General features: G+C 53.3%; 15 protein-coding genes, 6 tRNA genes and 1 other RNA gene. 9 read left to right on the top strand and 13 right to left on the bottom strand.

All coding sequences use genetic code 11. The features are described 5' to 3' along the window. Positions 1 to 42: 42 nt before the first annotated feature. Together ABFI50_RS02965 and ABFI50_RS02960 are read left to right on the top strand one after the other, a co-directional pair. Entirely contained in the window at positions 43 to 1,299 is a 1,257-nt protein-coding gene (locus ABFI50_RS02965; protein WP_023331034.1) for a nucleoside permease, read from the top strand. 67 nt (positions 1,300 to 1,366) lie between these two features. Beyond that, positions 1,367 to 2,257, top strand: a complete 891-nt coding sequence (locus ABFI50_RS02960; RefSeq protein WP_063943762.1) for a LysR family transcriptional regulator — start codon at positions 1,367 to 1,369, stop codon at positions 2,255 to 2,257. Between the two features lie 55 nt (positions 2,258 to 2,312). On the opposite strand, the gene ABFI50_RS02955 is transcribed toward ABFI50_RS02960, so the two are convergent. The 5 genes from ABFI50_RS02955 to ABFI50_RS02935 form a co-directional block, all read right to left on the bottom strand. Then, a non-coding RNA gene (locus tag ABFI50_RS02955) (RtT sRNA) lies at positions 2,313 to 2,438 on the bottom strand. Positions 2,439 to 2,467: 29 nt separating this feature from the next. After that, positions 2,468 to 2,543: transfer RNA gene (locus ABFI50_RS02950), tRNA-Lys, on the bottom strand. Positions 2,544 to 2,547: 4 nt separating this feature from the next. Further along, positions 2,548 to 2,623, bottom strand: a tRNA-Val gene (locus ABFI50_RS02945). Between the two features lie 29 nt (positions 2,624 to 2,652). Further along, a tRNA-Val gene (locus ABFI50_RS02940) sits at positions 2,653 to 2,728 on the bottom strand. 41 nt (positions 2,729 to 2,769) lie between these two features. Continuing rightward, positions 2,770 to 2,845 (bottom strand) — tRNA-Val (locus tag ABFI50_RS02935). Positions 2,846 to 3,103: 258 nt separating this feature from the next. Here ABFI50_RS02935 and gltX point away from each other — a divergent pair. Beyond that, positions 3,104 to 4,519, top strand: a complete 1,416-nt coding sequence (gene gltX / locus ABFI50_RS02930; protein ID WP_023331032.1) for a glutamate--tRNA ligase — start codon at positions 3,104 to 3,106, stop codon at positions 4,517 to 4,519. Positions 4,520 to 4,563: 44 nt separating this feature from the next. On the opposite strand, the gene ABFI50_RS02925 is transcribed toward gltX, so the two are convergent. After that, a complete protein-coding gene (locus ABFI50_RS02925; protein ID WP_032629138.1) occupies positions 4,564 to 4,956 on the bottom strand; it encodes a YfeC-like transcriptional regulator in 393 nt (130 codons plus the stop codon). Position 4,957: 1 nt separating this feature from the next. Then, entirely contained in the window at positions 4,958 to 5,320 is a 363-nt protein-coding gene (locus tag ABFI50_RS02920; protein WP_014884727.1) for a YfeC-like transcriptional regulator, read from the bottom strand. 217 nt (positions 5,321 to 5,537) lie between these two features. Between ABFI50_RS02920 and ABFI50_RS02915 the strand changes: the two genes are divergently transcribed. The 3 genes from ABFI50_RS02915 to ABFI50_RS02905 all read left to right on the top strand — a co-directional run bounded on the left by ABFI50_RS02915 (position 5,538) and on the right by ABFI50_RS02905 (position 8,135). Further along, positions 5,538 to 5,613, top strand: a tRNA-Ala gene (locus tag ABFI50_RS02915). 41 nt (positions 5,614 to 5,654) lie between these two features. After that, positions 5,655 to 5,730: transfer RNA gene (locus ABFI50_RS02910), tRNA-Ala, on the top strand. Between the two features lie 215 nt (positions 5,731 to 5,945). After that, positions 5,946 to 8,135 (top strand): EAL domain-containing protein, encoded by a 2,190-nt coding sequence (locus ABFI50_RS02905; protein ID WP_071921987.1) that lies wholly within the window; start codon positions 5,946 to 5,948, stop codon positions 8,133 to 8,135. A 44-nt stretch (positions 8,136 to 8,179) separates the two neighbouring features. Here ABFI50_RS02905 and ABFI50_RS02900 read toward each other — a convergent pair whose 3' ends face one another. Then, positions 8,180 to 9,367 carry a NupC/NupG family nucleoside CNT transporter gene (locus ABFI50_RS02900; protein WP_014884725.1) on the bottom strand — a complete coding sequence of 396 codons (1,188 nt, stop codon included), beginning with the start codon at positions 9,365 to 9,367 and terminating at the stop codon, positions 8,180 to 8,182. Positions 9,368 to 9,713: 346 nt separating this feature from the next. Here ABFI50_RS02900 and ABFI50_RS02895 point away from each other — a divergent pair, with 346 nt between their 5' ends. Continuing rightward, positions 9,714 to 10,952, top strand: a complete 1,239-nt coding sequence (locus ABFI50_RS02895; protein WP_014884724.1) for an Nramp family divalent metal transporter — start codon at positions 9,714 to 9,716, stop codon at positions 10,950 to 10,952. A 33-nt stretch (positions 10,953 to 10,985) separates the two neighbouring features. Here the strand turns inward: ABFI50_RS02895 and ABFI50_RS02890 are convergent, their stop codons facing one another. Continuing rightward, on the bottom strand, positions 10,986 to 11,336 hold the full coding sequence (locus ABFI50_RS02890) for a DUF2502 domain-containing protein (RefSeq protein WP_014884723.1): 351 nt from the start codon (positions 11,334 to 11,336) through the stop codon (positions 10,986 to 10,988). Between the two features lie 127 nt (positions 11,337 to 11,463). After that, positions 11,464 to 12,462, bottom strand: a complete 999-nt coding sequence (gene mgrA / locus ABFI50_RS02885; protein ID WP_071921988.1) for an L-glyceraldehyde 3-phosphate reductase — start codon at positions 12,460 to 12,462, stop codon at positions 11,464 to 11,466. A gap of 184 nt (positions 12,463 to 12,646) precedes the next feature. Between mgrA and ipdC the strand changes: the two genes are divergently transcribed. After that, complete coding sequence (gene ipdC / locus ABFI50_RS02880) at positions 12,647 to 14,305, top strand: indolepyruvate decarboxylase (RefSeq protein WP_282374504.1); 1,659 nt, start codon at positions 12,647 to 12,649, stop codon at positions 14,303 to 14,305. Here the strand turns inward: ipdC and ABFI50_RS02875 are convergent, their stop codons facing one another. Then, positions 14,306 to 15,541 carry an ion channel protein gene (locus tag ABFI50_RS02875; RefSeq protein WP_014884720.1) on the bottom strand — a complete coding sequence of 412 codons (1,236 nt, stop codon included), beginning with the start codon at positions 15,539 to 15,541 and terminating at the stop codon, positions 14,306 to 14,308. Between the two features lie 204 nt (positions 15,542 to 15,745). Here ABFI50_RS02875 and glk point away from each other — a divergent pair, with 204 nt between their 5' ends. After that, the gene (gene glk / locus ABFI50_RS02870; protein WP_014884719.1) at positions 15,746 to 16,711 is read left to right on the top strand and encodes a glucokinase; all 966 of its coding nucleotides are present in this window, start codon (positions 15,746 to 15,748) and stop codon (positions 16,709 to 16,711) included. A 31-nt stretch (positions 16,712 to 16,742) separates the two neighbouring features. On the opposite strand, the gene ABFI50_RS02865 is transcribed toward glk, so the two are convergent. Continuing rightward, complete coding sequence (locus ABFI50_RS02865) at positions 16,743 to 17,474, bottom strand: LytTR family DNA-binding domain-containing protein (RefSeq protein WP_045269731.1); 732 nt, start codon at positions 17,472 to 17,474, stop codon at positions 16,743 to 16,745. 1 nt (position 17,475) lies between these two features. After that, positions 17,476 to 19,182 carry a sensor histidine kinase gene (locus tag ABFI50_RS02860; RefSeq protein WP_050861905.1) on the bottom strand — a complete coding sequence of 569 codons (1,707 nt, stop codon included), beginning with the start codon at positions 19,180 to 19,182 and terminating at the stop codon, positions 17,476 to 17,478. Positions 19,183 to 19,438 lie beyond the last annotated feature (256 nt).

Here is a 19,438-nt window from a genome sequence, read left to right as displayed (position 1 = left end):
TAAAGTGGCCCGTCAGGGCCACACTGCTATAAGGAATGGGCTATGAACATCACGACTCGCTTAAAGATGATGTCCTTTATGCAATATTTTATCTGGGGGAGTTGGCTGGTTACCCTCGGTGCTTACATGATCAACACCCTACACTTTACCGGCTCCGACGTGGGCATGGTCTACAGCTCCAAAGGCCTTGCCGCGATCGTTATGCCTTCGCTGGTGGGAATCATTGCCGACAAATGGCTACGGGCAGACCGCGCCTACGTCATTTGCCACCTCGTCTGTGCCGCCGCACTCTGTTACGCCGCGCAGGTGAATGAGCCCGGCCTGATGTTCTGGGTCATGCTGGTCAATGCGATGGCCTTTATGCCCACCATTGCGCTGTCGAATACGATCTCCTATTCCTGTCTTGAGCAGGCGGGTCTGGAGACGGTAAGCCATTTTCCGCGCGTGCGGGTGTATGGCACCGTGGGCTTTATTGCGGCAATGTGGGCCATAAGCCTGATGGGGGCGGAGCTAAGCAACGTGCAGCTTTATATTGCAGCTGGCGCGTCTCTGCTGCTGGCGCTCTATTCTTTGACGTTGCCGGCCATTCCCGTGGCAAAGCAGAAAACGTCCCAGTCTCTGGCCAGCAAGCTGGGCCTTAATGCCTTTGTTCTTTTTAAACAGCCTCGCATGGCGGTGTTCTTTTTGTTCGCGATGCTGCTGGGTGCTGTGCTGCAGATCACCAATACCTTCGGTAGCCCCTTCCTGCATGATTTTGCCCGTAATCCGGCGTATGCAGATAGCTTTATCGTCAGGTACCCGTCCATTTTGCTCTCCGTTTCGCAAATGTCAGAGGTGTTCTTCATTCTGACCATTCCGTACTTCCTCGGACGGTTTGGTATTAAAGCCGTGATGCTGATGAGCATGGTGGCCTGGATGCTCCGGTTTGGTCTGTTTGCCTTTGGCGACCCCTCCGCAACGGGCTTTGTGCTGCTCATGCTTTCCATGATTGTCTATGGCTGTGCATTCGACTTCTTCAATATTTCCGGCTCAGTGTTTGTCGAACAGGAGGTCAGCACCGATATTCGCGCCAGCGCACAGGGGCTGTTTATGACGACGGTTAACGGTATTGGGGCTTATTTCGGATCGGTATTGAGCGGTATGGCAGTTGATTATTTCTCGGTGGATGGGGTGAAAGACTGGCAGACGATCTGGCTGGTGTTTGCAGCCTATGCCCTGGTACTGGCCGTAGTGTTTTATTTCAGCTTTAACTACCACCACGCCAGTAAAAACAGCGAGATGCGCACAGTTGCGCACTAAATTTCCCCTCTCTGCGGTGAAAGGCTTTAAGGTAGGCGCTTAAGTGTTATCGCCAGGATATGTTTTGATGGAACGCGTCTATCGAACCGACCTCAAGCTGCTGCGCTATTTTCTGGCCGTGGCGGAGGAACTGCATTTTGGACGGGCTGCGGCCCGTCTCAATATGTCCCAGCCGCCATTAAGCCTGCACATTAAAGAGCTGGAAAGCCAGCTGGGCACGTTACTGTTTATTCGCCACTCGCGAAGCGTCGCGTTGACGCATGCGGGTAAAGTGCTGATGGAAGAGTCTCGTCGGCTGCTTGCCAGCGCAAATCAGGCTCTGGCGCGCGTCGAACAAATTGGCCGGGGTGAGGCAGGGCGTATTGAGCTGGGTATTGTCGGTACCGCCATGTGGAGTGAGGTGCGCACGGTTATGCGCACTTTTTTGAAAGAACATCCGAATGTTGATGTCGTTTTTCGCGAAAAGTCGCCGGTCATGCAGATGGCGCTGCTTGAGCGTCAGGAGCTGGATATTGGGATCTGGCGAATGGCAACGGAACCCACCGCGGGGTTTACCAGCGTGCGGTTGCGCGAGGCGGCGTTTCTTGTGGCGATGCCGGAAGATCACCGGCTGGTCAGGGAACCCTGCGTTGCGCTTGCTGATTTACAGGACGAGTATTTCGTCACGATGCCGTCAGCACATTCTGACTGGGCATTTTTACATCGCGTCTGCCAGCAGGCCGGTTTTTCACCGATGATTGTACGCGAAGCCGTAGAGCCACAAACGGTACTGGCGATGATAAGCATGGGGATGGGGATTACGCTCGCTGCCGACAGTTACGCGCAAATGCAGTGGCCGGGCGTGGTGTTTCGCCCGCTGAAAGAGCGTATTCCGGCAGATTTGTATGTCGTGTATAACGAGAAACAGGTGACGCCGGCGGTGAAGACGTTGATTGAGACGTTGACGGCAGGAAAGTAGACAAACTGCAGATGCGCAGATAGCAAAAAAGCGCCTTTAGGGCGCTTTTTTACATTGGTGGGTCGTGCAGGATGACTCGCTTCGCTCGCCCTTCGGGCCGTCGCCATAAACGGCTCCGGTGCCTCACTGCGTTCGGCTCGAACCTGCTGCAGGTTCGAATCATCCATATCGCAGATAGCAAAAAAGCGCCTTTAGGGCGCTTTTTTGCATTGGTGGGTCGTGCAGGATTCGAACCTGCGACCAATTGATTAAAAGTCAACTGCTCTACCAACTGAGCTAACGACCCGAAATGGTGGGCGATGACGGGCTCGAACCGCCGACCCCCTCCGTGTAAAGGAGATGCTCTACCAACTGAGCTAATCGCCCATTTCGGAATTGCTGCGATAAGATGAGAATGGTGGGCGATGACGGGCTCGAACCGCCGACCCCCTCCGTGTAAAGGAGATGCTCTACCAACTGAGCTAATCGCCCAATCTCAACACTTATCTACACTGCGAGTCTACCGAAGTAGATGGTGGGTGATGACGGGCTCGAACCGCCGACCCCCTCCGTGTAAAGGAGATGCTCTACCAACTGAGCTAATCACCCCCGCTGTGTGGAGTCGCATTATAGGGAGAGTTGAAAATGAGTCAACGCATTTTCTAAAGTTTTTATTCGTTCGTCGTAAAATTAAACAAAACGATCGCAAAACGGGCGGTGGCGCATGATTTCTAAACAAAAACAGCAAACTCGCTCATGATAAAGGGATGAACATTGAGGAATCCCCCCACAGTGATAGAATATTGCCCATTGTTTTTTCCCCGGGATTTGCCGATTGCCGGCATCTTTATAACGTAAGGCCATTTCATGAAAATCAAAACTCGCTTCGCGCCGAGCCCGACAGGCTATCTGCACGTCGGTGGTGCTCGTACTGCTCTCTATTCCTGGCTTTTTGCACGCCACAACAAAGGTGAGTTCGTGCTGCGTATTGAAGACACCGATCTTGAGCGCTCCACGCCGGAAGCAATTGAAGCCATTATGGATGGGATGAACTGGCTGAACCTGGAGTGGGATGAAGGCCCGTATTTCCAGACCAAACGTTTTGACCGCTATAACGCAGTTATTGATGAGATGCTGGTCGCGGGCACGGCGTATAAATGCTACTGCTCCAAAGAGCGTCTGGATGCGCTGCGTGAAGAGCAGATGGCAAACGGTGAAAAGCCGCGTTATGACGGCCGCTGCCGCCATGACCATAGCGAGCATGCTGCTGATGAACCGTGCGTGGTGCGTTTTGCTAACCCGCAGGATGGCTCGGTGATCTTTGACGACCAGATCCGTGGCCCGATCGAATTCAGCAACCAGGAGCTGGACGATCTGATCATCCGCCGTACAGATGGTTCTCCAACCTATAACTTCTGCGTTGTGGTTGACGACTGGGATATGGAAATTACCCACGTTGTCCGTGGTGAAGACCATATCAACAACACGCCGCGCCAGATCAACATTCTGAAAGCGCTGAATGCCCCTGTGCCTGTCTATGCACACGTTTCCATGATCAACGGCGACGACGGGAAAAAACTGTCTAAACGTCACGGCGCTGTCAGCGTTATGCAGTATCGCGATGACGGTTATTTGCCGGAAGCGCTGCTGAACTATCTGGTGCGTCTGGGCTGGGCCCACGGCGACCAGGAGATCTTCAGCCGCGAAGAGATGATCGAACTCTTTTCTCTGAGCTCAGTGAGCAAATCAGCGAGCGCATTTAATACCGATAAGCTGCAGTGGCTGAACCATCATTACATCAATACCATGCCGCCAGAATACGTGGCGACTTACCTGCAGTGGCACATTGAGCAGGCAAATATTGATACCCGTACAGGCCCTGAACTGGCGGACCTGGTGAAACTGCTCGGCGAGCGCTGCAAAACGCTGAAAGAAATGGCTGAAAGCTGCCGCTACTTCTATGAAGAATTTGATGAGTTTGACGCGGATGCGGCGAAGAAACACCTCCGCCCGGTTGCGCGTCAGCCGCTGGAAGTGGTGCGAGACAAGCTGACTGCGATCGCTGACTGGACCGCAGAGAACGTGCATCACGCTATTCAGGCGACGGCGGACGAGCTGGAAGTTGGTATGGGTAAAGTCGGTATGCCGCTGCGTGTTGCGGTGACCGGTGCGGGCCAGTCCCCGGCACTGGATGTGACCGTGCATGCAATTGGTAAATCACGCAGCGTGGCGCGTATTAACAAAGCGCTGGACTTTATTGCGGCACGTGAAAACCAGCAGTAATCACATTTTAGTCTGGCAGAACGGCAGGGTGACCTGCCGTTTTTTTATGCCGTATATTCAGCCAGATTCAGACGGGTAAGAAAGCCGCGTAACCCTTCGCGCTTCAGGAATGCATCCAGACGTTCCTGTTCAGACGGCGTCAGGTTTTCCAGCGTCGCAATGATATCCGGTCGCAGAGTAGAGGAGGGGACAATGTATGGCGCTGTTGTCTCTGCCAGGTGGTACACTGCCTGACGGTTTCGGATAGCCGGGAGGCGCATGATATGTTCCTTCACGCGCGCATCGACGTGTATGAGCCTCGCCCGACCGCCTTTCACACCATTGAGACCTTCGGTCTCCCATCCCTGCTGGCGTATCCAGCGATTCACCGTTTGCCTGGCAACGCCTAAACTCTCCGCCAGCTCTTCCGTGGTCATTTTGCTACGTAATCTTTTCATATTAATTCTGGTCGCGAATTCCCAGGCGTTGTAACAAACCGGTAATCCCTTCCCGCAGTAACAGTGATGTCATCTGCTTCTGCTCTTCTGGCGTCATTTCATTTGCCAGCGTCAGGAGGAGGGTATGAAGCGAACGCTCATTGCTGATGCCGTCAGGCATTGCGGATGTCTCCGTTGCCCGTCGCGCGCTGCGGATAAAGTCACGCACCTTTTCATTCACATGTACCAGGCGTGCTTTGCCCCCCTGGACGCCTGGTTTTGGTGACGTTATCCAACCCTCTTTGCGTACCCATTTATTGATGGTCTGTCGGCTATAGCCGGTGAGCAGGGCTAACTCTTCCGGCGTCATTCGTTCCTTGATCATACAATTTCCTGAATATTCGTGGGGTTAATTAACGGCTCATTTTATAGCACCGTTTAACGTGAAAACGTGACAGGCTTAACTCATGACTGCGAGCAGGCTCGCAAAGTGATTCATTTGCATGAATTTTCGGCGATTGAATCACGGTCAATGAATTTGCCGTTGACACTCCGCGGCGGAATTCATATTATGCCGCCCGTCAACATGACAGCTTTACGATGGGGCTATAGCTCAGCTGGGAGAGCGCTTGCATGGCATGCAAGAGGTCAGCGGTTCGATCCCGCTTAGCTCCACCAAACTCTGAACCCAACAGAGTGCGGTCAGTAAAGTCACATGTGGGGCTATAGCTCAGCTGGGAGAGCGCTTGCATGGCATGCAAGAGGTCAGCGGTTCGATCCCGCTTAGCTCCACCAAAATTTTAAACCCTCGTCAAAAGACGAGGGTTTTTTTTATCTGTTTGTAACGTTCACCACCGCATTTTGTTATCAAAAAGAAGGTATTCCTGTACCTGACCTCAATCGAAATCAATAAACCTGTCCATAAATAGACTTCAACTTGATTCGCACAATTAATAAACCTATTATCCATCCGGTCAATGATATGAACGGATAATAATCGCATCAGCTTAATGAATAGAAAAACGCACAATAATGTAAAGATATTTATAATTGCCCTGGCGATATGCCTGATCGCGGTTCCTTTCTCCCGTTATCTCTCCCCGCGCGCGATTGTGAATGGTCACGACGTTTATTTAGCGTGGTTACCCCTGAGCGTTATGCTGGCGGTAATTCTGTTATTTGGTCGTCGGGCAATTCTTCCCATTCTGTTAGGTTTTACTGTCACTAATTTATTCTATATTAATTTAGCACCGCTACAATATTCAGTATTGCTGTTTTGTCAGACCTTTGCGTTGTTCGCGGCGTGCGGCTTGTTGCGCCTCATGCTGGGCAGGCGCTGGCGCTACTGCATTCCTAACAAGCACATTGGATTACGGATATTCTGGCTCGGTTTTATTGTGCCACTCGGCATTAAAATGTCGATGTATTTAGCGGGCTATTTGTTTGATTTCCCGGTAACTATCTCCACCTTCTTCGGTGAAGGGACGGTAATTTATAACGTCGTGGATATTCAAAGTCTGATAGGCGCGGCGCTGATTTTTACCATGATGTTCTATTACCCGTTAAGAATGATAATTAATCCTCGTTATGCCATTACCTTCTGGCGACGAAGCGTGAAGCCCATTTTTTTCCATAAGAATTCATTGTTTATATTTGTCTGGCTCATGCTTCTAGGCTTCATTCTCGCTGTTTTATGTGGCCCTTTTGAATCCCCTGTTATAGCGGGCTATTTAATGCCGCTGATTTTTATTCTCTTTACCTTAGCGATAAGCCGCCTGACCTATGCACTTATCTCTCTGCTTTGGGCTGCTTCAGCGCTTCTGCTGTTGACCTACAACTATAACTTCCTGAATGGTGTGGAGTCAGGCCATTCACTTTCCTTTATCCTGTCCGTGCTGATCTCGTTTGCCATCTGCTTGCTTTACATGTCGCGGATTTACCAGCGTAGCGAGTGGCTGAAGCGGGGATGGCAGGGCAGAGCGCTGACCGATCCGCTGACCGGTTTGCCCAATATCCGTGCGCTGGAGGAGTATCTTGAGATTCACCAGGATGCCAAAGTGTGCATTCTGCGCATGGATAACCTGGAATTTTTAAGCCGCCATTACGGGATCCTGATGCGGGTCCACTGCAAACGCACGATCGCCTCGTCGCTGCAGCCCCTTCTGCAAAAGGACGAGATGCTCTTCCAGTTGCCCGGAAGCGAGCTGGTGGTGGTCTTGCTGGGGCCGGAAATTGCTGAGCGTCTCCAGCATATGGTTGATCGGTTGAACAGCCGGAAAATTTTCTGGAACAACACCGGGCTGGATATTGAGTTTGGTGCCTCCTGGGGGATGGTCGAAAACGGTGAAAAATTGCATCACACGCTGGGGCAACTAAGCTGGCTGGCTGAGCAATCTTGTGCAGGACAGAACGTACTTGCGCTGACGAATAGCCTGGAGGCTGCATCAGGACAAACAACAGAGCGCGTCCTGATGTTAGCGCGGATTAAGCATGCCCTGGAGGCGGGTCAGTTCCATTTATACGCGCAACCGATCCAGAAGGCAGACGGTAGCGGTTACTACGAAATTCTGACGCGTATGGAGAGCGAGGGCGAAATCATCACCCCTGATCGCTTTATTCCGCTGATTGCCCAGTTCAACCTTAGCCACCGGTTTGATATGTGCGTTATGGAAAAATTACTGCTGTGGCTGCGAGATCATCCTGCGACGCAGCCTGGGGCCCGTTTCTCCGTCAATCTGATGCCGCTCACGCTGATGCAAAAAGAGGTGGCGACCGAGATTTGTGCGCTGTTTGAACGATACGGCGTTGCCCCTCAAACCGTGGTCATTGAGATCACCGAAGAGCAGGCTTTCTCCAATTCAGGTTGCAGCATCAATAATATTCAGCAACTGCGGGATTGTGGATTCCGGATTGCTATTGATGATTTTGGTACGGGGTACGCCAACTACGAGCGTCTCAGACGTCTGCAGGCGGATATCATCAAAATTGACGGCTGCTTTGTTAAAGACATTTGTACTGATGACATGGATGCGATGATCGTCCAGTCGATGTGTAATCTGGCGAAGACGAAATCGCTATGTGTGGTGGCGGAGTATGTCGAAACACCCGCACAGCGGGAGATGTTGCTTCGCTTCGGCGTGGATTACCTGCAGGGCTACCTGATAGGTAAACCCAAACCGCTGGAAGAAATTCGGGCATAAAAAAACCGGGAGCTTGCTCCCGGTTTTTTGTTTTGCAGTAAACGTTACAGGACCAGCGCTGCGATGGACGCGGACAGAACGCTCACCAGAGTGGAGCCATACACCAGTTTCAGGCCAAAGCGTGAAACCACGTTACCCTGTTCTTCGTTCAGGCCTTTAATCGCCCCGGCGATAATACCGATGGACGAGAAGTTCGCGAAGGAGACCAGGAACACGGACAGGATGCCTTCCGCGCGCGGAGAAAGCGTGCTGGCAATTTTCTGCAGATCCATCATCGCAACGAATTCGTTAGAAACCAGTTTGGTTGCCATGATACTGCCCACCTGCAGCGCTTCGTGAGCCGGAACACCCATCACCCAGGCAACAGGATAGAAGATGTAGCCCAGAATACCCTGGAAGGAGATACCCAGCACCGCGGCGAACAGGGCGTTCAGCGCAGAGATCAGCGCAATGAAGCCGATCAGCATGGCGGCAACGATAACCGCCACTTTGAAACCGGCCAGAATGTACTCGCCCAGCATTTCGAAGAAGCTCTGGCCTTCGTGCAGGTTGGACATCTGGATGTTCTCTTCGCTGGCGTCAACGCGGTATGGGTTGATCAGCGACAGCACGATAAAGGTGCTGAACATGTTCAGAACCAGCGCAGCGACAACATATTTTGGCTCCAGCATGGTCATATACGCGCCCACGATAGACATGGAAACGGTAGACATTGCGGTTGCCGCCATGGTGTACATGCGGTTACGCGACATTTTGCCGAGAATATCTTTATACGCGATGAAGTTCTCAGACTGACCGAGGATCAGGGAACTGACGGCGTTGAAAGACTCCAGCTTGCCCATGCCGTTGACTTTGGATAACAGGAAACCAATTCCACGAATCACGAACGGCAGAACACGGATGTGCTGCAGAATACCGATGAGCGCGGAGATGAAGACGATTGGGCACAGCACCTTCAGGAAGAAGAACGCCAGACCTTCGTCGTTCATTTTACCGAAGACAAAGTTGGTCCCTTCGTTGGCGAATCCGAGCAGTTTTTCGAACATTTCGGAGAAGCCTTTTACGAAGCCGAGACCTACGTTGGAGTTCAGGAAGAACCACGCAAGTAAAACTTCAATGACCAGCAACTGGACAACATAACGAATACGAATTTTTTTGCGGTCTGTGCTGACCAGCAATGCGAGTGCAGTAACGACAACAAGTGCCAGGACAAAATGAAGGACGCGGTCCATATTTGCTCCAAATATGAGGCAGGTTTAATTTTCGTGCACATTCTATGCAACAAGCGAAAAGAAAACGAGATCAAGGACACACTATAGTTACATCCTGTGACGAGTCTCAAAAATAGTGATCCACAATACATTTTCGTTATGTTAGGTAAATGAGTGAAAAGTTAAGTTTGTGTGCTACGCTTCACAAATGACTGCGCATTTTCACATTCTGTGAAGTCGCACCACCTGCCCATCTATCGTTCTTAGCTATCAGAGAAATCATGTTAAACCACTTAAGTGATCTTGATAATCATTCTCATTTTGATAGCATTAAACATAGCAAAGGCTATATTTCCAGAGGCAGATAATGACTAACAGTCGCGTAGAGGGTAGCAGTGGCAGAGCGGCGCGCAAGCTGCGGTTCGCATTAATGGGACCTGCGTTCATTGCTGCCATCGGCTATATCGATCCGGGTAATTTTGCGACCAATATTCAGGCCGGGGCCAGCTTCGGCTATAAGTTGTTGTGGGTGGTCGTCTGGGCGAACCTGATGGCGATGCTGATTCAAATGCTCTCAGCAAAACTGGGGATTGCTACGGGCAAAAACCTGGCAGAACAGATCCGCGACCACTACCCACGTCCGGCCGTCTGGCTCTACTGGGTGCAGGCTGAAATCATCGCCATGGCAACCGATCTCGCTGAATTTATCGGTGCGGCGATCGGCTTTAAGCTGATTCTGGGCGTATCGCTATTGCAAGGGGCGGTCCTGACCGGGATTGCCACTTTCCTGATCCTGATGTTACAGCGTCGGGGGCAAAAGCCGCTTGAAAAGGTGATTGGTGGTCTGCTGCTGTTTGTCGCGGCGGCCTATATTGTCGAGCTGATATTCTCCCAGCCAAATTTGGTACAGCTTGGTAAAGGCATGGTGATCCCCAGCCTGCCAACGTCGGAAGCCGTGTTCCTGGCTGCCGGGGTGCTTGGGGCGACCATTATGCCGCATGTCATTTATCTGCACTCTTCGCTGACCCAGCATCTTCACGGTGGGACGCGTAAAGAACGTTATTCGGCAACCAAATGGGATGTGGCGATTGCCATGACCATCGCGGGTTTTGTGAACCTGGCGATGATGGCCACCGCAGCCGCCGCTTTTCACTTTAACGGTCATACCGGTATTGCCGATCTCGACCAGGCGTATCTCACGCTGGAGCCGTTACTGAGCCATGCTGCTGCCACGATTTTTGGTTTGAGCCTGGTGGCTGCCGGTCTCTCTTCCACGGTGGTGGGCACGCTGGCAGGGCAAGTGGTGATGCAGGGATTTGTGCGCTTCCATATTCCCCTATGGGTTCGTCGTTCCGTCACCATGCTGCCGTCATTTGTTGTAATTCTGATGGGGCTTGATCCCACGCGAATTCTGGTGATGAGTCAGGTGCTGCTGAGTTTTGGTATCGCGCTGGCGCTGGTTCCTCTGCTGATTTTTACCAGTAATCCAGCCCTGATGGGCGATCTGGTTAACTCGACGCTGGTGAAACGGACAGGTTGGGCGATTGTGGTAGTAGTGGTGGCGCTAAATTTATGGCTGTTGATTGGCACAGCGCTGGGGTTATAAAAGAGAAAGGAGCCGAAAGGCTCCTTTTTTACATTAATGACGACCGTGGCCGTGACCACCGTGTCCTTTTGGGCCGTGACCCCAGCCACCGCGGCGGTCGTCACGATCGTTCCAGCCTTCGCGGTAGCCGCGTTCATAGGCATTGTTTTTGTACCAGCCGCGATGCAGGCCATTATCGTGCCTGCGCCAGCGGTCACCGCGCCATTCATAATGACGGTTCCAGTAGTCACGGTCGCGCCAGTAGCCACCGTCCCAGTATCTGCCGTAGTCGTCACGATCGCCAATTTGTAATTTTACTGATGGCAACAGGGTGATTTCGCCAGCAGTGGCGATGAGCGGGGCGGAAGCCAGTAATACCGCTGCAAGAATCAGTGACCTGAACATACTCTTTCTCCTTCACGATCGGGGCCTTTGTGGGGCCTGTTAACGCAATATTACGAGTTGGTAAAGCCTCGTTTCATCGCCTCAACTCCGAATTCCAGGTTCAGAGCACTTTTTGCTAAAAGTGGTTTTATTTTGAGCTGCTCAGGATTTCTTCAATAAGGTTCAGCTCTTCCGCGGAGAAATGGCGGTTTTCCAGCATGCCAACGGCGTCATCAATTTGAGCCGCTTGACTTGCCCCAATCAGCACCGACGTCACGTCGTCATGGCGCAACACCCAGGCCAGCGCCATCTGCGATAGCTTCTGGCCGCGGTCTTCCGCCAGGGCATTGAGCTTACGCACTTTTTCCAGCTTCTCTTCAGTGATCTGATCCGGGTTGAGGAACTGACTGCCACTTGCCGCACGGGAGTCTGCGGGAATACCGTTCAGATATCGGTTGGTGAGCTGTCCTCCCGCCAGCGGCGAGAAGGGAATACAGCCGACGCCTTTTTCCTGTAGCACGGCCAGTAAACCCCCTTCCGGTCCTCGTTCAAACATGGAGTATTTCGGCTGGTGGATCAGGCAGGGCGTGCCAAGGTCATTCAGGATATCAATCGCTTTTCGCGCCAGCTCTGCAGGATAGTTGGATAACCCGACATACAGCGCTTTTCCCTGGCGCACCAGATGGTCAAGCGCTTTCATGGTTTCAGTCAGCGGGGTTTCCGGGTCAGGACGGTGATGATAGAAGATATCGACATACTCCAGCCCCATGCGTTTCAGGCTTTGATCCAGGCTTGCCAGCAGATATTTGCGCGATCCCCAGTCGCCGTAGGGGCCGTCCCACATGGTATATCCCGCTTTCGTGGAGATAATCAGCTCGTCGCGCCAGGGCAGAAAATCCTCCTGCAAAATACTCCCAAAATTACGCTCGGCCGACCCCGGTGGAGGACCATAGTTATTGGCAAGGTCGAAATGCGTAATACCCAGGTCGAAGGCGCGCTGTAAAAGTTGACGGCTGTTTTCGAGACGCGTGGCGTCCCCAAAGTTATGCCACAGACCTAGCGATATGACGGGCAACCTGAGCCCGCTTTGACCGCAGCGACGATACTGCATTGTCTGGTAACGATTTTTATCCGGCTGATAACCCATTTTATGACCTCGTGCGCAGATGAGAAAAATCAGTGTATGCGTTTACATTAACGTGAAAAAAAGCAGCATAGCGCAGCCTTTTTTGTAAAGCATTCTTTCCATACCCTTCTTACCGCTGATTCTGGACAGCCATCACGCTTCTCTAATACTCAAAGTGAGGTCAACATTAGAAGGATACCTGTTCATGCGTACCCCATACTGCGTCGCCGATTACCTGCTGGACCGTCTTACTGATTGTGGAGCCGATCATCTGTTTGGCGTGCCGGGCGACTATAACCTGCAGTTTCTCGACCATGTAATAGATAGCCCCGACATCTGTTGGGTGGGCTGTGCCAACGAATTAAACGCATCGTATGCTGCTGACGGATATGCCCGCTGTAAGGGCTTCGCCGCGCTGCTCACTACATTCGGTGTAGGCGAGTTAAGTGCCATGAATGGCATCGCGGGAAGCTATGCCGAGCACGTTCCGGTATTGCATATTGTCGGGGCGCCGGGGACGGCGTCACAGCAACGAGGGGAACTGCTGCACCATACGCTGGGTGATGGGGAGTTCCGCCATTTTTATCATATGAGCGAGCCGATTACCGTCGCTCAGGCGATCCTGACCGAACAAAACGCCTGCTATGAAATCGACCGGGTTCTGACCACCATGCTCCGGGAGCGTCGTCCCGGCTATTTGATGTTACCTGCCGACGTGGCAAAAAAAGCCGCCACGCCTCCTGTAAACGCTCTCACACTTCACCATGCCCATGCCGACAGTGCCTGCCTGAAAGCGTTTCGGGATGCTGCGGAAAATAAACTGGCAACCAGCAAGCGCACCGCGCTGTTAGCTGATTTCCTTGTTCTGCGCCATGGACACAAGCATGCGCTACAGAAGTGGGTGAAGGACGTGCCGATGGCGCACGCCACGATGCTAATGGGTAAAGGGATATTCGACGAACGTCATGCCGGTTTTTACGGCACATACAGCGGCTCGGCAAGCGCCGGCCCGGTAAAAGAGGCGATTGAAGGGGCGGATACGGTACTGTGCATCGGCACCCGTTTTACCGATACCCTCACCGCCGGTTTCACCCATCAGCTAACCCCGGCCCAAACGATAGAAGTTCAGCCTCACGCTGCCCGCGTCGGTGACGTCTGGTTTACCGGCATCCCGATGCTTCAGGCAATCGAAACGCTGGTGGAACTGTGCAAACAGCATGTGCATGATAAACCTGCGCCAGCTTCCCATCGCGCAATGAGCTTCCCTCAGCCGCAGGGCGCGCTGACCCAGGAGAATTTCTGGAAAACGTTGCAAACGTTTATTCGCCCAGGAGACATCATCCTTGCCGATCAGGGAACGTCGGCCTTCGGCGCCATTGACCTGCGCCTTCCGGCTGACGTGAATTTTATCGTCCAGCCGCTGTGGGGGTCGATCGGCTACACGCTGGCCGCAGCGTTTGGCGCACAAACGGCTTCCCCGAACCGGCGTGTGATAGTGCTGACGGGGGATGGCGCGGCGCAGCTGACTATTCAGGAGCTCGGGTCGATGTTGCGTGATAAACAACGTCCGATCATTCTGGTGCTGAACAACGAAGGGTACACGGTCGAAAGGGCCATCCATGGACCGGAGCAACGGTATAACGATATTGCGCTCTGGAACTGGACGCACCTTCCACAGGCGCTGAGTCTCGCGCCTCAGGCCGAGTGCTGGCAGGTGAGTGAGGCAGGTGAGCTGGTGGATGTGCTGGAAAAAGTGGCGCACCACGAGCGGCTTTCGCTGATCGAGGTCATGCTGCCGAAATCCGACATACCGCCGCTGCTGAGCGCGCTCACCAAAGCGCTGGAAGCGCGCAACAGCGCCTGATTACTTATCGTTTCGCCAGGCCATCATCATCGGTTTGCCCGCCAGCAGGAGCCAGGCGGGCAACATCACGATGCAGAGCAGCGGGAACAGCGTCGAATCCGGCACCACAACCGCCGCCATAAACAGGCTCAGCCATGCGTCACGCGTCACCACCAGAACCAGACCCAGAATCGAGCAGGAGACGGTAATTGCCGCCGGAACCGCATCCACATGTTCGTGCAACATCAGCCCCAGCGCCACGCCGACAAAGACTGCCGGGAAAATGCGTCCACCGCGGAAACCGCACGCAGCCGCGACGACCAGCGCCGCCAGTTTGATGACGGCAAACAGCAGATAATCGGAAACGCTAAATACCTGACTGAATGCCAGCTGCTGCATCTCGTCCAGGCCTTTAAACAGCGTCACCGTCCCGCCGATGGTGCCTAAAATACCGAGGATCAATCCCCCTGTGCCCAGAATCAACACCGGATGCTTGAGTTTATGCACCAGCCGGTGCAGGCGCGGCAGACACCATACCGCGACCATCCCCAGCGCGATGGCAATTGCAACGACGATGGCACCGCTGAAAATATCCGCTATTCGCATCTCTCCGTAGTGGGGCAGAGAGAGGGAGAAGTGGGGATGGAAAAACAGACTGGTTGTTAGCGCGCCCGCCGCCGCGGCCATCAGGGGAGCAAACAGTTTGTCCCAGAGCGGGACATCATTGTTGCTGGTAAGCGTCTGTGAAAAAATCAGCGCGGCAGCGACGGGCGTGCCGAAAAGCGCCCCGATGGTGCCTGCGGAGGCGAGGATCGTCCAGTCCAGCGCACCCACGCGCGGTAAAATGCGTGAGCCCAGGAACACCGCCAGACCAATATTCACCGCCATAATGGGATGCTCGGGTCCGAGGCTGACGCCGCCCGCCAGGCCCACAATTAACGCGATGATCAACCCCGGCAGCGCAGAGGGCGGAACCGGGGCGCCAATCAGCGGCTCCAGCGCCGGGTCCGGTCCGGCGTGGCCGGGACTGAATCGGATCACCAGGCCTACCGCAATACCGGTTAACGTCAGCATCAAAATGATCCACGCTGAAGAATCAGCGGTGATCCCCAGTTTCGCCGGAAGCGCCGTCCATAGCAGGGCTTGCAGCACCGACGCGACTTTCATCACGACAATGAGTACCAGGCTTGACGCCACGCCAATGATGAGCGCCGGAATTGCCAGCAACAGCATGGTTCTGGCTCGCGGGTGGAGCATGATGATTTCCTTGTACAAAAGGTATAACGTTACTCTGCACAATCAGCTTTATGGCAATAGTGCAAAAGGTGCTGAAACGGTAAAGTTATTCTGTGACGAAGATCGATAATCCATGGGCATTCACCTTCCAGTCGTTGTTGTTATCACGCCTTGAATTTACAGTGTCCCAAAGATTTATTCTGACTTTAGCGGAGCAGTAGAAGAATGACAAAGTATGCTTTGGTAGGTGATGTGGGCGGCACGAACGCGCGCCTCGCATTATGCGATGTAAGTAGCGGTGAAATTTCCCGGGCGAAAACCTACTCGGGGCTGGATTATCCCAGCCTTGAGGCCGTTGTCCGCGTCTATCTGGATGAACATCAGGTGAGCGTCGAGGATGGCTGCATTGCCATTGCCTGCCCGATAACTGGCGACTGGGTCGCCATGACCAACCATACCTGGGCATTCTCTATTGCAGAGATGAAAAAGAACCTCGGTTTTGCGCATCTGGAAATCATCAATGACTTCACCGCCGTGTCTATGGCGATCCCGATGCTCAAGCCAGAGCATCTGATCCAGTTCGGCGGCGCTGAACCGGTCGAGGGAAAGCCGATTGCGGTTTACGGTGCCGGTACGGGTCTGGGCGTTTCGCATCTGGTGCATGTTGATCGGCGCTGGGTAAGCCTGCCGGGTGAGGGCGGTCATGTAGACTTTGCGCCAAACAGCGAAGAAGAGGGCATTATTCTCGAAGAGTTACGCGCTGAGATCGGCCACGTCTCCGCCGAGCGCGTCCTGTCTGGACCCGGGCTGGTGAACCTGTACCGTGCAATTGTGAAATCGGACGGACGTCTGCCGGAAAACCTGCAGCCGAAAGACGTCACCGAACGCGCGCTGGCGGACAGCTGCATCGACTGCCGTCGTGCTCTGTCGCTGTTCTGCGTCATCATGGGGCGTTTCGGCGGCAACCTGGCGCTAACGCTGGGCACCTTTGGTGGGGTCTATATTGCGGGCGGGATTGTGCCACGCTTCCTCGACTTCTTTAAAGCTTCAGGTTTCCGCGGTGGGTTTGAAGATAAAGGACGCTTCAGAAGCTACGTGCAGGATATTCCTGTTTATCTTATCGTGCATGATAACCCTGGCCTGCTGGGTTCGGGTGCCCATCTGCGTCAGGTTCTCGGGCAAATCCTCTGATACAGAGCCCTCTCCGCCGGGAGAGGGCGTTTTACAGGTGCATCAGTTGACGGAACTCTTTCACCTTGCTGCGGCTCACCGGCACCTGAAAATCCAGATCCTTCAGACGCAAAATGTAGGTGTTGTTAAACCACGGCTCGATCTCGCGGATCTTATTTAAATTCACGCAGAACGAACGGTGGCAGCGGAAAAAGTGGGCCGACGGCAGCTTGCCGCAGAATTCGGTAATGTTCATCGCCATGACAAACGATTCCCGCCGCGTATAGACAAACGTCATCTTCTCATGCGCTTCGGCGTAGTAGATATCATTCACTGGCGTCACGATGATGCGTTCATCCTTGACCAGATTAATGGTGTCGTTTTCCCGTACCGTCGGGCTGGCGGTGACCGGAGCGCTCTGTTGCTGCCATGCGGCCTCCAGCTTTTGCAGCATGCTGACAATCCGCGACTCCTGGTAAGGTTTCAGAATATAGTCAAACGCCTCCAGTTCGAAGGCCTCAACGGCATGCTCTTTCCAGGCGGTAACGAACACAATAAACGGCTTGTGGGCAAACTGATTGATGTTTTGCGCCAGCAAGACGCCGTCCAGCGAAGGAATATTAATATCCAGAAAAATGGCGTCGACCCGGTTATGCTGCAGAAATTTCAGCACGTCCAGCCCATCGTCAAAGATACCCACAATCTCCATCTGACTGTGGGTTTTGATGAGCCAGGTGAGCTCCTGTTGAGCCAGAATTTCATCTTCAACGATAATGACTTTCATATTACTCACCCTGAGGTAACAGTGATGCCGTCGCATGAACAGGGGAGCGTTCATTCGGGACGTAAAAAGCGATTTCAGTGCCGGGTTCAAGACGGTGAATATGCAGCCCATCGCCGTAGAGCAGCTTGACCCTGTGATGCACATTCAGCAGCCCGATTTTATTCCCCGGCATCTCATTAGACTCCACGCGCTCGATGACTTTTGGGTCAATCCCGTGGCCGGTATCGCGCACGGCGATACGCACCCGGTTGCCGCTTTCGGTGATGCTAATGGTGACCACACCTTTGCCTTTACAGGGCTGAATACCGTGAACAATGGCGTTTTCGACCAGCGGCTGGATCAGCAGGCTCGGGATCACGCAGTTGACCTCTTCATCAATATCGTAAATGACCGTCAGTTTGTCGCCGAAGCGCGCCTGCTCGATCGCGATGTAGTCTTTAATCTGATACAGCTCTTTTTTGATGTCGATCTGCTCGTCATCCCTCAACTCAATGTTGTAGCGCAGATAACGCGACAGGTTGAAAATCAGCTGGCGCGCGGTGTCCGGATTCAAACGAATCGAAGAGGAGATGGCGTTTAACGCGTTAAACAGGAAATGGGGATTGATTTTGCTCTGCAGCGCGCGCAGCTCTGCCTTATTTGCCATCTCGCGTAACTGTTCCGCCCGGGAGACCTCAAGCTGCGTGGAGATGATCTGCGACAGACCTATCGCCATCTCCTGCAGCGTTGAGGTGATCTGATGCGCGTGACAGTAATAAATTTTCAGCGTGCCCGTCACCACGCCTTTCTCCCAAAGCGGGATCACCAGCATAGAGTGGATCTCCGGCGTTCGGTGGGCTTCATCATTGTTTTTAATAATGATTTTACCGTAGTTAATCGCTTGTCTGGTGGTCGGGCTTATCGTGTCATCATTGTCGCGGTAGTTGTGCTCGCCAACGCCGACGTAAGCCAGCACGTGGTCAATATTGGTGATAGCGACGGCATCCGCGTGAATGTCGTGGCGAATAATCTCGCAGACCTGACGCAACGACTCCGCGTTAACGTGGCGGAAAAGCGGCAGCGTTTTGTTGGCGATATCCAGCGCCAGCTTGGCCTGGCGAGCGGCACTGGCCTCTTTTTCCCCTTCCACACTCTGCACCAGCAGCACGATAAAACCGATGCACACGCTACCCAGAATCATAGGGATGCCGATTTTCGAGACGATATCCAGCCCCAGCGCGGTCGTGGGAGCCCAGACGACAACCAGGATCATGGTCAGCGTTTCGCACACCATGCCTGCGAGGATCCCGGCGCGCCAGCGCTGCTTTTTCGGGATTTTACGGCTGATCCAGCCGGATAGTACCCCGGCGATAATGCTGGTAATAAAGCACGGCACCGCCGTGACGCCGCCGATATCAATCAGGTAGCGATGGGTTCCGGCAATCACGCCGGTGATGACACCTACCCACGGACCAAACAAAATTCCGCCAGACATGACGGCGATAATCCGCACGTTAACCAGCGAGCCCTCTACCGGCACGCCGGACCAGGTGCTGAACAGCGCAAAGAGCGAAAAGATAGCGGTGACGGCCAGCAGTTCTTTCGGCGAGTGAGCAGATTTATGCAACAGCTCGCGAAACAGGCGAATGCGAATAAGGAAGAACAGGCAAATCAGCATTAATGCTGCGCGGTCAAAAACCGCCAGCAGCATAGTGAATATTTCGTGCACGAGCAGACCTGGGAAAACGGGAAAGAACCATGATAAAAAACCTGGGGCATATTGACCAGCTATCCGTCAGGTTTATCAAATGAGGAAAAACCCTGTTTTAGAAAGGGGATTATCGAATGAGGATTGATACCTCCCGATCTTTTCCTGCTGTCGCATCGTCCGGTAACTGTTTTGATATCATTGTGTTAAACAATAGATAACGGAAAGCCGATATAAGTCCCCCTCCTTCCGCTTTAAGGCGTACCCGTGTTCCGGT

The sequence above is a fragment of the Enterobacter sp. HNDS-6 genome (assembly GCF_039850505.1).
GTDB lineage: Bacteria > Pseudomonadota > Gammaproteobacteria > Enterobacterales > Enterobacteriaceae > Enterobacter > Enterobacter kobei.
The sequence above is the reverse complement of the archived record's forward strand: the minus strand, read 5'-3'. Positions and strand labels throughout refer to the sequence as shown.

Bases quoted from the DNA above. Each gene is read 5' to 3' on its own strand.
- ABFI50_RS02895 (WP_014884724.1), top strand. From the start codon at position 9,714: ATGACTAACAGTCGCGTAGAGGGTAGCAGTGGCAGAGCGGCGCGCAAG.
- ABFI50_RS02875 (WP_014884720.1), bottom strand. From the start codon at position 15,541: ATGCTCCACCCGCGAGCCAGAACCATGCTGTTGCTGGCAATTCCGGCG.
- glk (WP_014884719.1), top strand. From the start codon at position 15,746: ATGACAAAGTATGCTTTGGTAGGTGATGTGGGCGGCACGAACGCGCGC.
- ABFI50_RS02925 (WP_032629138.1), bottom strand. From the start codon at position 4,956: ATGAAAAGATTACGTAGCAAAATGACCACGGAAGAGCTGGCGGAGAGT.
- ABFI50_RS02900 (WP_014884725.1), bottom strand. From the start codon at position 9,367: ATGGACCGCGTCCTTCATTTTGTCCTGGCACTTGTTGTCGTTACTGCA.
- ABFI50_RS02920 (WP_014884727.1), bottom strand. From the start codon at position 5,320: ATGATCAAGGAACGAATGACGCCGGAAGAGTTAGCCCTGCTCACCGGC.
- ABFI50_RS02905 (WP_071921987.1), top strand. From the start codon at position 5,946: ATGAATAGAAAAACGCACAATAATGTAAAGATATTTATAATTGCCCTG.
- ABFI50_RS02865 (WP_045269731.1), bottom strand. From the start codon at position 17,474: ATGAAAGTCATTATCGTTGAAGATGAAATTCTGGCTCAACAGGAGCTC.
- gltX (WP_023331032.1), top strand. From the start codon at position 3,104: ATGAAAATCAAAACTCGCTTCGCGCCGAGCCCGACAGGCTATCTGCAC.
- ABFI50_RS02965 (WP_023331034.1), top strand. From the start codon at position 43: ATGAACATCACGACTCGCTTAAAGATGATGTCCTTTATGCAATATTTT.
- mgrA (WP_071921988.1), bottom strand. From the start codon at position 12,462: ATGGGTTATCAGCCGGATAAAAATCGTTACCAGACAATGCAGTATCGT.
- ipdC (WP_282374504.1), top strand. From the start codon at position 12,647: ATGCGTACCCCATACTGCGTCGCCGATTACCTGCTGGACCGTCTTACT.
- ABFI50_RS02890 (WP_014884723.1), bottom strand. From the start codon at position 11,336: ATGTTCAGGTCACTGATTCTTGCAGCGGTATTACTGGCTTCCGCCCCG.
- ABFI50_RS02960 (WP_063943762.1), top strand. From the start codon at position 1,367: ATGGAACGCGTCTATCGAACCGACCTCAAGCTGCTGCGCTATTTTCTG.